Origin of the sequence: Klebsiella sp. 141153 (assembly GCF_032601995.1) — a bacterium.
Classification (GTDB): Bacteria; Pseudomonadota; Gammaproteobacteria; order Enterobacterales; family Enterobacteriaceae; genus Klebsiella; species Klebsiella aerogenes.
In genome coordinates this window covers 1-13,313 of the sequence record NZ_JAQIRJ010000016.1, presented here as the reverse complement: position 1 = coordinate 13,313, position 13,313 = coordinate 1, and the positions used below count along the sequence as shown (strand labels likewise).

Genomic DNA, 13,313 nt, shown 5'->3' with positions numbered 1-13,313 from the left:
TAAAGTGTCAGCCACGCAATTCATCCTGAGGCTTCGGTAATGGCAAAAAGCGCAGCGGCCCTGCATATTCTGGTCAAAGAAGAAAAACTGGCACACGAGATCCTCGCCAAGCTGGAACGGGGCGTCAGCTTCGATCATCTGGCGAAGCGCTACTCAAAATGTCCGTCCGGACGCCATGGCGGCGATTTGGGGGAGTTCCAGCAGGGCGCGATGGTCGCTCCGTTTGATAAAGCCGTGTTCAGCTGTCCGCTGCTCAAACCCTATGGCCCGGTACAAACCAAATTTGGCTACCATATCATCAAGGTGCTGTATCGCCGCTAGCGCGTGTTACTATGGCGCCCTGATTTATCCCAACTCAATCAAGGCGCAATCATGGCTAAAACAGCGGCAGCACTGCATATCCTGGTAAAAGAAGAGAAACTGGCTCTCGATCTGCTTGAGCAGCTCAAAAACGGCGCCGACTTCGGCAAGCTGGCAAAAAAACACTCTATCTGCCCGTCAGGAAAACGCGGCGGCGATCTGGGCGAATTCCGCCAGGGCCAGATGGTTCCGGCATTCGATAAAGTGGTTTTCTCCTGCCCGGAACTGGAGCCAACCGGCCCGCTGCATACCCAGTTCGGTTACCACATCATCAAAGTGCTGTACCGGAAATAAACAACAAGGCCTTCTCAAAGAGAAGGCCTTTAATGTTTGCCCCCTCTCCCTGTGGGAGAGGGTTGGGGTGAGGGCATCCGCCCGCACCTTTTGTTTTATTAGCCGGCGACCGCGATACGCTTCATATCGGTCATATACCCGCGCAGTTTTTTACCCACCGCTTCGATAGCGTGGCTGCGAATCGCTTCGTTCACGTCGCGCAGCTGAGCGTTATCTACCGCGCCTTCGGCAATCGCTTTGCCCAGGTCGCCGGTCTGCAGAGTGGTCATGAACTCTTTCAGCAGCGGTACGCATGCATAAGAGAACAGGTAGTTACCGTATTCTGCGGTATCGGAGATAACCACGTTCATTTCATACAGACGCTTACGGGCGATTGTGTTGGCGATAAGCGGCAGCTCGTGCAGCGATTCATAGTAAGCGGACTCTTCGATGATTCCGGAATCAACCATGGTTTCGAAGGCCAGTTCAACGCCCGCTTTCACCATTGCAATCATCAGTACGCCTTTATCGAAGTACTCCTGCTCGCCGATTTTACCTTCATACTGCGGCGCGGTTTCGAACGCGGTTTTACCGGTCTCTTCACGCCAGGTCAGCAGTTTTTTGTCGTCGTTCGCCCAGTCAGCCATCATGCCGGAAGAGAATTCGCCGGAGATGATGTCATCCATATGTTTCTGGAACAGCGGCGCCATGATCTCTTTCAGCTGTTCGGACAGTGCGTAAGCGCGCAGTTTCGCCGGATTAGACAGGCGATCCATCATCAGGGTGATACCGCCTTGCTTCAGCGCTTCGGTGATGGTTTCCCAACCGAACTGAATCAGTTTTTCCGCATACGCCGGATCGGTACCTTCAGCCACCAGCTTATCGAAGCACAGCAGAGAACCCGCCTGCAGCATGCCGCAGAGGATGGTCTGCTCGCCCATCAGGTCAGATTTCACTTCCGCCACGAAGGAGGATTCCAGAACGCCCGCACGATGGCCGCCGGTCGCCGCTGCCCAGGCTTTGGCAATCGCCATGCCTTCGCCTTTCGGATCGTTTTCCGGGTGGACGGCGATAAGCGTCGGTACGCCGAAACCGCGTTTGTACTCTTCACGAACTTCGGTACCCGGGCACTTAGGCGCCACCATCACCACGGTGATGTCTTTGCGGATCTGCTCGCCCACTTCAACGATGTTGAAGCCGTGGGAGTAACCCAGCGCCGCGCCGTCTTTCATCAGCGGCTGTACGGAACGCACAACGTCAGAGTGCTGTTTGTCCGGAGTCAGGTTGACGACCAGGTCAGCCTGCGGGATCAGCTCTTCATAGGTACCCACTTTGAAGCCGTTTTCCGTCGCTTTACGCCAGGATGCGCGCTTCTCGGCGATCGCTTCTTTACGCAGCGCATAGGAGATATCCAGGCCGGAGTCACGCATGTTCAGACCCTGGTTCAAGCCCTGCGCGCCACAGCCGACGATGACTACTTTTTTACCCTGAAGATAGCTTGCGCCATCGGCAAATTCATCGCGCCCCATAAAGCGGCATTTGCCCAGCTGAGCCAGCTGCTGGCGCAGATTCAGTGTGTTGAAGTAGTTAGCCATGGTGATACCTCGTGATGTTGTGTTGTCGTGCTTATTGTTCGGTTCGCGTTTTGCGAGAATGAACCCACTATATGACAGGAATTTCGTTGCGAAAATTGATATATTCACAACATCACATTGCAATAACTGCAACGTTATTCTCAGGGGATTGAGCCATGGATTTACGCGATCTGAAAACCTTTCTGCATCTGGCGGAAAACCGCCATTTTGGCCGCAGCGCGCGGGCTATGCATGTCAGTCCCTCCACGCTTTCGCGGCAGATTCAACGCCTGGAAGAGGACCTCGGCCAGCCGCTGTTCGTTCGCGATAATCGCACCGTGACCCTAACCGAGGCCGGCGAAGAACTCCGCACCTTTGCCCAGCAGACTTTATTGCAGTATCAGCAACTGCGCCACGCCATCGACCAGCAGGGGCCGTCACTCTCCGGCGAGCTACATATTTTCTGCTCCGTGACCGCCGCTTACAGCCATCTGCCACCGATTCTCGACCGCTTTCGCGCCGCGCATCCTTCGGTAGAGATAAAGTTATCGACCGGCGACGCCGCTGATGCGATGGAAAAAGTGGTCACTGGAGAAGCCGATCTGGCCATTGCTGGTAAGCCGGAGACGCTGCCGGGCTCGGTGGCGTTTTCGATGCTGGAAAATCTTGCGGTGGTGCTGATTGCCCCGGCGTTACCCTGCCCGGTGCGCAATCAGGTCACGGTCGAGCATCCCGACTGGGCAACGGTGCCGTTTATCATGGCCGATCAGGGGCCGGTGCGCCGCCGCATCGAGCTGTGGTTCCGCCGCCATAAAATCAGCAATCCATCCATTTACGCCACCGTCGGCGGCCATGAAGCCATGGTATCTATGGTCGCCCTCGGCTGCGGCGTGGCGCTACTGCCGGAAGTGGTGCTGGAAAACAGCCCCGAGCCGGTACGTAATCGCGTGATGATCCTCGATCGCAGCGATGAGAAAACGCCATTTGAGCTGGGCGTCTGCGCACAAAAAAAGCGGCTGTACGAGCCGCTTATTGATGCGTTCTGGAAAATACTGCCTAACCACTAGCCCGCGAGGAAAAAGCGGAACGCCGGGTTATGGGTTTCGTCATGACACTCGTAGCCCAGTTCATTAAGACGGGTTTCGAAGTCCGGCTCATGCTCGCCAAGCTCAAACGCCGCCAGAACGCGGCCAAAATCGGTGCCGTGGCTGCGATAGTGGAACAACGAAATATTCCAGTGGGTGCCCAGGGTGTGCAGAAACTTGAGCAGCGCGCCAGGCGATTCCGGGAACTCGAAGCTAAACAGGCGCTCCTGCAGCGGTTTAGACGGTCGTCCGCCGACCATATAGCGCACGTGCAGTTTCGCCATTTCGTCATCGGAAAGATCGACCACGCTGTAGCCGCCTTCGCTTAGCAGATCGAGGATCTCTTTGCGCTCATCCAACCCGCGGCTCAGCCGCACGCCAACGAAAATACAGGCATCTTTGGCATCGGCAAAACGGTAGTTGAACTCGGTAACCGAACGGCCGCCTAGTAGCTGACAGAACTTAAGGAAGCTGCCTTTCTCTTCCGGTATCGTCACCGCCAGCAGCGCTTCGCGCTGCTCCCCGAGCTCGCAACGCTCCGAAACGTAGCGCAGTCCGTGGAAGTTGACGTTGGCGCCGGACAGGATGTGAGCCAGACGCTCACCGCGGATATTATGCTGGGCGATATACTTTTTCATCCCTGCCAGCGCCAGCGCGCCGGAGGGCTCCGCTACCGCCCGCACATCTTCGAACAGATCTTTCATCGCCGCGCAGATAGCATCGCTATCGACGGTGATGATGTCGTCCAGATACTCCTGGCATACACGGAACGTTTCATCGCCGATGCGCTTCACCGCCACGCCTTCAGCGAACAAACCGACGCGCGGCAGATCCACCGGGTGGCCGGCATCCAGCGCCGCCTTCAGACACGCCGAGTCTTCCGCTTCCACCGCTATCACTTTAATCTGCGGCATCAGCTGCTTGATCAGCACCGCCACGCCTGCCGCCAGACCGCCGCCGCCAACCGGGACGAATACGCGGTCAATGTGGGCATCCTGCTGCAGCAGCTCCAGCGCCAGCGTTCCCTGACCGGCGATAACCATCGGGTGATCGAACGGCGGCACCCAGGTAAAACCCTGCTGCTGCGCCAGCTCGATCGCGCGGGCTTTCGCTTCGTCAAAGTTGGCGCCGTGCAGTAGCACTTCGCCGCCAAAGCCGCGAACGGCATCGACTTTGATATCGGCGGTCGCTACCGGCATCACGATCAGCGCCTTAACACCCAGCCGGGAAGCGGAAAACGCCACACCCTGCGCATGATTACCCGCCGAAGCGGTGATCACACCATTTGATTTTTGTTCCGCCGTCAGGCCGGACATCATCGCGTAGGCGCCGCGCAGCTTAAAGCTATGCACCGGCTGGCGGTCTTCGCGTTTCACCAGGATAACGTTATCGAGACGCGAAGAGAGCTTGTCCATTTTTTGCAGCGGGGTTTTCTGCACCGCTTCATAAACCGGCGCGCGCAGTACCGCCCGGAGATACTCCGCCCCCTCAGGGGCGGCGGATAGGGGTTGCGACTCGGCCATGATTAACCCCCAAGTTTTGATTTATCGCGCACGGCGCCCTTGTCGGCACTGGTCGCGAGGCTGGCGTAAGCGCGCAGCGCGAAGGAGACCTGGCGCTCGCGGTCTTTCGGCGTCCACGCCTTATCGCCACGCGCTTCTTGCGCTTCGCGACGGGCGGCGATTTCGGCATCGCTGAGCTGCAGTTGGATACCGCGGTTCGGAATATCGATAGCAATCATGTCGCCATCTTCGATGATAGCGATGTTGCCGCCGCTCGCGGCTTCCGGCGATACGTGGCCGATGGAAAGCCCGGAGGTGCCACCGGAGAAACGGCCATCGGTGATCAACGCGCACGCTTTGCCAAGACCCATGGACTTGAGGAAGGTGGTCGGATAGAGCATCTCCTGCATTCCCGGCCCGCCTTTAGGCCCTTCATAGCGAATAACCACGACGTCGCCTTCCACGACTTTGCCGCCGAGGATCGCCTCAACCGCTTCGTCCTGGCTTTCATAAACTTTCGCCGGGCCGGTAAATTTCAGGATGCTATCGTCGACGCCAGCGGTTTTGACGATACAGCCGTTTTCGGCAAAGTTACCGTACAGTACTGCCAGGCCACCGTCTTTACTGTAGGCATGTTCCAGAGAACGGATACATCCCTCAGCGCGATCGTCATCCAGCGTATCCCAGCGGCAATCCTGCGAGAACGCCTGGGTAGTACGGATCCCCGCCGGACCGGCGCGGAACATTTTTTTCACCGCGTCGTCCTGGGTCACCATCACATCGTACTGTTCCAGGGTCTGCGGCAGCGTCAGGCCAAGGACGTTTTTAACCTCGCGGTTGAGTAACCCCGCGCGATCCAGCTCGCCGAGGATACCCAGCACGCCACCGGCGCGGTGCACGTCTTCCATATGGTATTTTTGCGTACTCGGCGCCACCTTACACAGCTGCGGCACTTTGCGGGACAGCTTGTCGATATCACTCATGGTGAAGTCGATTTCGGCTTCCTGCGCCGCCGCCAGCAGGTGCAGTACGGTATTGGTTGAGCCGCCCATTGCGATATCGAGAGTCATGGCGTTTTCAAATGCCGCCTTGCTGGCGATATTGCGCGGTAGCGCGGAAGCGTCGTCCTGCTCGTAGTAGCGTTTGGTCAGTTCAACGATACGTTTACCGGCGTTGAGAAACAGCGCTTTACGGTCGGCATGGGTCGCCAGCAGAGAACCATTACCCGGCTGCGACAGGCCTAATGCTTCGGTCAGGCAGTTCATTGAGTTCGCGGTGAACATACCCGAGCACGAACCGCAGGTCGGACAGGCGGAACGCTCTACCTGTTCGCTCTGATCGTCAGAGACTTTCGGGTCTGCCCCTTGAATCATGGCATCAACCAGATCCAACTTGATGATTTTGTCAGACAGCTTAGTTTTCCCGGCCTCCATCGGGCCGCCGGAAACAAAGATCACCGGAATATTCAACCGCAGGGAGGCCATCAGCATCCCCGGGGTGATTTTGTCACAGTTGGAGATACAGACCATGGCATCGGCGCAGTGGGCGTTAACCATGTACTCGACTGAATCGGCGATGAGCTCGCGGGATGGCAGTGAATAGAGCATACCCCCGTGACCCATGGCGATCCCATCATCCACCGCGATGGTGTTGAATTCTTTAGCGACGCCGCCCGCAGCTTCAATCTGCTCGGCAACCAGTTTGCCGAGATCGCGCAGATGCACGTGCCCTGGAACAAACTGGGTAAAGGAGTTAACAACGGCGATGATTGGTTTGCCGAAATCGGCATCGGTCATCCCGGTTGCGCGCCACAGCGCGCGGGCGCCCGCCATATTGCGGCCATGTGTGGTGGTGGCGGAACGGTACTTAGGCATGCTCTTTTTACTCCCATCTCTGTTTATGCAATGGGACGGTGCGTGCCGTCCCATTTTTAATCACTTACTTACCGGATCCAGCCAGCCCCATTTATCTTCCGTTTCACCGGTGAAGAGGCCAAAGAAGGCTTCCTGAATGCGTTTGGTCACCGGACCGCGGCGGCCTGCGCCGACCTGGATACCGTCAACGCTGCGTACCGGCGTGATTTCCGCAGCGGTACCGGACATGAACACTTCATCCGCCAGGTACAGAGATTCGCGGGACAGCACCTGCTCGCGGACTTCGATACCGAGATCTTTCGCCAGCTTGATGATGGCGTCGCGGGTGATACCCGGCAGCGCGGAAGAGGTAAACGGCGGAGTAAACAGCACGCCATCTTTCACCTCAAACAGGTTTTCGCCTGCGCCTTCGGAGATATAGCCGTTAACGTCCAGCGCGATACCTTCCTGATAACCGTGACGACGCGCTTCGCTGCCGACCAGCAGAGAGGAGAGATAGTTGCCGCCCGCTTTCGCTGCGGTTGGGATGGTGTTAGGCGCCGCGCGGTTCCAGGAAGAAACCATCGCATCGATCCCCTGCTCCAGCGCTTCTGCGCCAAGGTATGCACCCCACGGGAACGCCGCGATGATAACGTCGGTTTTGTAACCGTCCGGCGGGTTAACGCCCATGCCAACATCGCCAACAAACACCAGCGGACGGATATAAGCGCTGGTCAGTTTATTGGTACGGATAACTTCGCGGCAGGCTTCCATCAGCTCGTCAACGCTCTGAGAAACCGGGAAACGGTAGATTTTGGCTGAATCATGCAGACGCTGCATGTGTTCACGATGGCGGAACACCACTGGCCCTTTGTGAGAATCGTAGCAGCGGATACCTTCGAATACCGAAGTCCCGTAGTGCAGCGCGTGGGACATGACGTGTACTTTCGCCTCGCCCCATGGAGTCATCTCGCCATTGAACCAAATGTAATCAGCTTTCTTCGTCGTCATTTTTTTTATTCCTCTGCGCTCAGGCGCGGATTTGTTGTGATGTGGGTTGCTGGATCTCGACGCAGGCGACGTCGACCAGTTTGCGTAACTGACTAAACAGTAATTCGACGGGCCGCTGGCTGGCAACGGTCAGTTCGATATTTATGTTTTGCGCATCCGACGCGGTTTCCATATTCATTGAGCAGATTTGAAAACCGCGATGGCGCACCACGCGCAGCACGCGTTCTAAGGTTTCGGGGTTGAAGCGAGCCTGTAAAGCGACCTGATGTTGCATCATGATAATTTCTCCAGCATTTCTGCATTACTGGCGCCGGGCGGCACCAACGGCCAGACATTCTCAAGTTCATCGATTGAGACATGAAGCAGGTATGGCCCCTGGCTCGAAAGCATGGTGTCGAGTGCCGCTTCAACCTGGTCTTTACGGGTGATGTGCTGGCCTGGAATGCCGAAAGCGCTGGCCAGCGTAAGAAAATCAGGATTATCGGTAAGCGTGGTTTCGCTGTAACGCTCCTGGAAGAACAGCTGCTGCCACTGGCGAACCATACCTAAACGTTGGTTATCCAGCAGCACGATTTTCAACGGTAACTGCTTGCGCTTAACGGTGCCCAGCTCCTGCACGTTCATCATGAAAGAGCCATCGCCGGAGATACAGATAACCGTATCGTCCGGGCGGGCCACCTGCGCGCCGACGGCTGCCGGCAGGCCGAAGCCCATGGTGCCCAGGCCGCTGGAAGTGATGAAATTTTCCGGACGGGTATAGGTCATGTGCTGGGCCGACCACATTTGGTGCTGGCCGACATCGGTCGTCACGACGCAATCCGCCGGTTTGCGATCGGAAAGCTGCTTGAGCAACAGCGGCGCGTAGATTGCTTCGCCGGGATGATCGTAGCGCCAGGCGTGCTCCGCGCGCAGCTGCGCGTTGTGCTCGCGCCACGCATCGATGGCCAACGGCTGCTGCAACGCTGGCAGCATGGCGTTTAAATCTCCAGTTAAGGCGACGTGCGCCTGGCGCAGTTTGTTCAGCTCGGCCGGGTCAATATCCATATGGATTACTTTGGCGTGCGGGGCAAAGGTATTCAGCTTGCCGGTCACCCGGTCATCAAAACGGGCGCCGACGGCAATCAGTAAATCGCACTCCTGCACCGCCAGATTTGCCGCCTTGGTGCCATGCATACCGAGCATGCCAAGGTAATACGGATAATCCGCGGCAACGGCGCCCAACCCTTTCAGGGTGCAGGTGACAGGCATCTGCGTCACCGCCAGAAATTCGCGCACGGCCGGTACCGCTTGCGCCATTCCGACGCCGCCGCCCACGTACAGCATCGGCTTATGGGACTTCGCAAGCATCGCTAACGCCTGCTCGACTTCTGCGTGAGGAAACTCAACATCGTCAGGAACGGTAGAGAAATGCGGATCTAATTCGCCTTTAGCCAGCTGGATATCCTTAGGGATATCAACCAGTACCGGGCCAGGACGGCCTGAGTTTGCCACCTGGAAAGCCTCCGCGATCACGCGCGGCAGCTCTTCCAACGACTGCACCAGGAAACTGTGTTTGGTGCAGGCCAGCGACAAACCGAGAACGTCCACTTCCTGAAAAGCATCGGTGCCGATAAACGGCGCCGCCACCTGGCCGGTGATCGCAACAACAGGCACGGAATCAAGTAACGCATCCGCCAAACCGGTGATCAGGTTGGTGGCGCCAGGGCCGGAAGTGGCGATGCAGACTCCGGTTTTGCCGGTCGCGCGGGCATAACCGATAGCGGCCATTGCGGCGCCCTGCTCGTGTCGACACAGCAGGTGTTCCACGCCGCCGTCATACAATGCATCGTAAACCGGCATAATCGCGCCACCCGGATAGCCAAATACCGTATCGACACCCTGTGTTCGCAAAGCATGTACCACCCACTGCGCCCCGTTCATAGTTACTTCCCCGTCATAGATCGGGAGAAACAGAATTTTATGCTAAAACCCATCTTCTGCTCCTCGCTTATGTTTTTTAAGTTATAAAAAAACCCCCGGACCTTTCGGTGCGGGGGTCTTAGTTCGTTAAGGCTTGATTTCTAAGCCTTTCCTCGTCCAAGTGCAGCCCCGCACGGTGGGATAATAATCACCACCACGCTAATCACGACCAGGCTAATCACTCGTAGAAGGGCTGTCATTTTCTGTTCTTTCTGGCTTCTTGTTCGAAGGAATACCTAAAGAGTTACCACAGACATCACATTAAGCACAAGATTTTTTTATGTTCCATTTTCTGATCTTGCTAACGATTTTTATTAAACCAGTTGTTTTTAAAAAGAAAAAAATAAAATGAAAAAAATTCAGCTTATTCTCGCGTTTGCTGCAGTGTTTCACGGCATTAAAACGGCTTCATGACGGATTTGCGCGCGTACTCCCAAGACAATGAAAATGCAAAACTTTGCAGGTAATTGTCTGGAACAGGCAACGTAAAGTTAAATATTCACAGGTTTATGAAACCGTTTGAATAGACATAATCATTCCGCTCAGGAGGCGTTATGTCACTCGCAATTGTCTATACCCGCGCGGCGCTCGGGGTCAGCGCGCCGCTAATTACTGTCGAAGTCCATATCAGCAACGGACTCCCCGGCTTGACGATGGTCGGTCTACCGGAAACCACGGTAAAGGAAGCCCGCGATCGGGTGCGTAGCGCCATTATTAACAGCGGCTACAGCTTTCCAGCGAAGAAGATAACCATCAATCTCGCACCCGCCGATCTGCCCAAAGAAGGAGGGAGATATGATTTACCTATTGCTCTCGCGCTCCTGGTCGCTTCGCAGCAGCTTGCCGCACCGAAACTTAATCAGTATGAGTTTATTGGCGAATTAGCCCTTACAGGCGCGTTACGCGGCGTTCCAGGGGCTATATCCAGCGCTATGGAGGCAATAAAAGCCGGGAGGAAGATCATCGTTGCCGGAGATAATGCCGAAGAGGTCGGTTTGATTGGCGGCAATGAGTGCCTTATAGCCGGACACCTGCAGGAAGTTTGCGCGTTTCTGGAGGGGAAACATACTCTGCAGCCGCCAGCTGGCGAAATCGCGACAGACGACAATGATTATGACGATCTCGGCGATGTCATTGGCCAACAGCAGGGAAAACGCGCGCTGGAGATAGTCGCAGCTGGCGGTCACAATTTGCTCTTGATGGGTCCGCCGGGGACAGGAAAGACGATGCTCGCCAGCCGTTTACCGGGGCTTTTACCGCCGCTAACCAACCAGGAAGCGCTGGAAAGCGCGGCTATTCTCAGCCTCGTCAATGCTCATTACGTCACGCGCCAGTGGCGTCGGCGGCCTTTTCGCGCCCCTCACCATAGCGCTTCGCTAGCGGCGATGGTCGGCGGCGGCTCAATCCCGGCCCCTGGAGAGATCTCCCTTGCACATAACGGTATTCTGTTTCTTGATGAACTACCCGAATTCGAACGTCGGGTTCTGGATGCACTACGAGAGCCCATCGAATCAGGAAAAATTCATCTTTCCCGCACTCGGGCTAAGATTGATTATCCCGCAAGATTTCAGCTGATTGCCGCCATGAACCCCAGCCCAACAGGACATTATCAGGGTCAGCATAATCGGGCCACGCCGGAACAGACCCTACGCTACCTGGGCCGATTATCAGGGCCATTTCTCGACCGCTTCGATCTTTCGCTTGAAATTCCGCTCCCTCCGCCGGGCGTATTAAGCCGGGGTGGCGGCGGCGAAGAGCGAAGCGCCACCATCCGATTACGGGTATTAGCGGCGCGCGACAGACAGCTCGCACGGCAGAATAAACTGAACGCGCAACTGGATAGCGGGGAGATAAAAGTCTGGTGCAAGCTGAAAGAAGACGACGCGATATGGCTGGAACAGACGCTGTCACTATTAGGGCTTTCAATCCGCGCATGGCAACGTTTACTGAAATTTGCGCGTACTATCGCCGATCTTAATGAGGATAGGGATATTGAACGTCATCATTTGCAGGAGGCGCTAAGCTACCGGGCTATCGACCGCATGTTAAATCACCTACAGACGCTGATGGCATAAAAAAAGGGCTTTCGCCCTTTTTTTTAATCGTCGCTTTCAGTGTAGTCTTCTGCGCCTTCAACCTGCGGCTTGCCGCCAGATAAGGTATGAAAACGCTTCGGACGTTTGATTCGCGCCATATACTTAATCCAAACGCGTTCCGCGTCGGTTACTGGCTCACGTTCGCCGTGACATACCGCAACGAACTGTTTTTCATCTTCGGTAACAGGCTCGCGTTTGCCCAATTCCAGCTCATTAAAGGCGTAACCATGACGTTCAAGCAGCTGCGCCTCTTTGATGGTGAAATCACCGTGACGGGAGAACCCGCGTGGATAATTTTTATTGTCGAAAAAACGATTAGTCGTCGTAAAGCTTTCCGCCATCCTACACGCTCCTGATTCTTTGGCCGAGCTATTTATGGCGCGGAGTATTAGTTACGCTTGACAGAGCGTCAAACAAAACATTTAAATCATCACGACAAATAATTTTGCGGAGAAGAGTGTGGACACGGAATTGCTCAAAACTTTCCTTGAAGTGAGCAGAACTCGCCACTTTGGACGGGCAGCGGAAGCGCTTTATTTAACACAATCAGCGGTTAGCTTCCGCATTCGTCAGCTGGAGAACCAGTTGGGCGTGAATCTATTTACCCGCCATCGTAACAATATTCGCCTGACGTCAGCCGGCGAGAAACTGTTGCCCTATGCCGAAACGTTGATGAATACCTGGCAGGCCGCGCGTAAGGAGGTCGCCCACTCTTCTCGCCATAATGAATTTTCGATCGGCGCCAGCGCATCGCTGTGGGAATGCCTGTTGAACGGTTGGCTGGGGACACTCTACAACGATCCCTATAACCTGCAATTTGAGGCGCGGATAGCCCAGCGCCAGTCATTAGTAAAGCAGTTGCATGAACGCCAGCTCGATCTCCTGATCACCACTGAATCACCGAAGATGGATGAATTAAGCAGCCAGTTATTGGGTCATTTCACCCTGGCGCTCTATTGTGCCGCGCCGGGAAAAAATAAGAATGATTTGAACTACCTGCGCCTGGAATGGGGACCAGACTTCCAGCAAAACGAAGCGGGTTTGATCGGTAGCGATGATGTGCCGCTGTTGACAACGAGCTCCGCCGAACTGGCTTATCAGCAACTCAGTACGCTGAACGGTTGTACCTGGTTACCCGTTAGTTGGGCACAGCAGAAAACCGGCCTGCACACGGTGACCGATAGCGCGACGCTTTCACGTCCTCTGTATGCCATCTGGCTACAAAATAGCGATAAGCAGGCACATATTCGCGAGATCCTGAAAAGCAGCATCCTGGAATAGCGATCTGACTCCATGGATGGAGTGACCAAAAGGCAAGAAAGGCAGTGTGAGGGAAGAAATTAAAGACAAAAAAAATCCTTTGCCGAAGCAAAGGATTATATATGGCAGGGGCGGAGAGACTCGAACTCGCGACACCCGGTTTTGGAGACCGGTGCTCTACCAACTGAGCTACGCCCCTAAATCTTTCTCGCTATTAAGCCCGCTAATATAGCAGGCTTAATATAAATAAGTGGCGGAACGGACGGGACTCGAACCCGCGACCCCCTGCGTGACAGGCAGGTATTCTAACCGACTGAACTACCGCTCCACCGAATTTTTT

Annotated in this window: 13 protein-coding genes and 2 tRNA genes; 5 read left to right on the top strand and 10 right to left on the bottom strand. The window is 55.6% G+C overall.

Annotated features, from left to right (window positions below; genetic code table 11):
* Positions 1-39 precede the first annotated feature (39 nt).
* Complete coding sequence (gene ppiC / locus PGS10_RS23420; RefSeq protein ID WP_032709514.1) at positions 40-321, top strand: peptidylprolyl isomerase PpiC; 282 nt, start codon at positions 40-42, stop codon at positions 319-321.
* A 51-nt stretch (positions 322-372) separates the two neighbouring features.
* Complete coding sequence (ppiC, locus tag PGS10_RS23415) at positions 373-654, top strand: peptidylprolyl isomerase PpiC (RefSeq protein ID WP_002883180.1); 282 nt, start codon at positions 373-375, stop codon at positions 652-654.
* 98 nt (positions 655-752) lie between these two features.
* Here the strand turns inward: ppiC (PGS10_RS23415) and ilvC are convergent, their stop codons facing one another.
* Positions 753-2,228: a ketol-acid reductoisomerase gene (gene ilvC, locus PGS10_RS23410; protein WP_015703965.1), complete on the bottom strand. Its 1,476-nt coding sequence runs from the start codon at positions 2,226-2,228 to the stop codon at positions 753-755.
* A 155-nt stretch (positions 2,229-2,383) separates the two neighbouring features.
* On the opposite strand from ilvC, the gene ilvY reads away from it, so the two are divergent.
* A complete protein-coding gene (gene ilvY / locus PGS10_RS23405) occupies positions 2,384-3,274 on the top strand; it encodes an HTH-type transcriptional activator IlvY (RefSeq protein ID WP_047078520.1) in 891 nt (296 codons plus the stop codon).
* On the opposite strand, the gene ilvA is transcribed toward ilvY, so the two are convergent.
* The 6 genes from ilvA to ilvL form a co-directional block, all read right to left on the bottom strand.
* Positions 3,271-4,815 (bottom strand): threonine ammonia-lyase, biosynthetic, encoded by a 1,545-nt coding sequence (gene ilvA, locus PGS10_RS23400; RefSeq protein ID WP_015368895.1) that lies wholly within the window; start codon positions 4,813-4,815, stop codon positions 3,271-3,273. The two genes, ilvY and ilvA, sit on opposite strands and share 4 nt — an antisense overlap.
* 2 nt (positions 4,816-4,817) lie before the next feature.
* A complete protein-coding gene (ilvD, locus tag PGS10_RS23395) occupies positions 4,818-6,668 on the bottom strand; it encodes a dihydroxy-acid dehydratase (protein WP_047045666.1) in 1,851 nt (616 codons plus the stop codon).
* Positions 6,669-6,728: 60 nt separating this feature from the next.
* Positions 6,729-7,658, bottom strand: coding sequence for a branched-chain amino acid transaminase (locus PGS10_RS23390; protein ID WP_008807980.1), 930 nt, complete (start codon positions 7,656-7,658; stop codon positions 6,729-6,731).
* A gap of 19 nt (positions 7,659-7,677) precedes the next feature.
* The gene (ilvM, locus tag PGS10_RS23385; protein ID WP_015368897.1) at positions 7,678-7,935 is read right to left on the bottom strand and encodes an acetolactate synthase 2 small subunit; all 258 of its coding nucleotides are present in this window, start codon (positions 7,933-7,935) and stop codon (positions 7,678-7,680) included.
* Positions 7,932-9,578, bottom strand: coding sequence for an acetolactate synthase 2 catalytic subunit (ilvG, locus tag PGS10_RS23380; RefSeq protein ID WP_047078519.1), 1,647 nt, complete (start codon positions 9,576-9,578; stop codon positions 7,932-7,934). The genes ilvM and ilvG overlap by 4 nt, the downstream gene beginning before the upstream one ends.
* Positions 9,579-9,718: 140 nt before the next feature.
* Complete coding sequence (gene ilvL / locus PGS10_RS23375; protein ID WP_001311244.1) at positions 9,719-9,817, bottom strand: ilv operon leader peptide; 99 nt, start codon at positions 9,815-9,817, stop codon at positions 9,719-9,721.
* Between the two features lie 354 nt (positions 9,818-10,171).
* On the opposite strand from ilvL, the gene PGS10_RS23370 reads away from it, so the two are divergent.
* Positions 10,172-11,692, top strand: coding sequence for a YifB family Mg chelatase-like AAA ATPase (locus PGS10_RS23370; RefSeq protein WP_316423570.1), 1,521 nt, complete (start codon positions 10,172-10,174; stop codon positions 11,690-11,692).
* A gap of 23 nt (positions 11,693-11,715) precedes the next feature.
* Here PGS10_RS23370 and PGS10_RS23365 read toward each other — a convergent pair whose 3' ends face one another.
* Entirely contained in the window at positions 11,716-12,054 is a 339-nt protein-coding gene (locus PGS10_RS23365; protein WP_045362345.1) for a DUF413 domain-containing protein, read from the bottom strand.
* 118 nt (positions 12,055-12,172) lie between these two features.
* On the opposite strand from PGS10_RS23365, the gene hdfR reads away from it, so the two are divergent.
* Complete coding sequence (gene hdfR / locus PGS10_RS23360; RefSeq protein WP_045395539.1) at positions 12,173-12,994, top strand: HTH-type transcriptional regulator HdfR; 822 nt, start codon at positions 12,173-12,175, stop codon at positions 12,992-12,994.
* A gap of 102 nt (positions 12,995-13,096) precedes the next feature.
* Here hdfR and PGS10_RS23355 read toward each other — a convergent pair.
* Both PGS10_RS23355 and PGS10_RS23350 read right to left on the bottom strand, forming a co-directional pair.
* A tRNA-Trp gene (locus PGS10_RS23355) sits at positions 13,097-13,172 on the bottom strand.
* Between the two features lie 52 nt (positions 13,173-13,224).
* A tRNA-Asp gene (locus PGS10_RS23350) sits at positions 13,225-13,301 on the bottom strand.
* Positions 13,302-13,313: the final 12 nt, after the last annotated feature.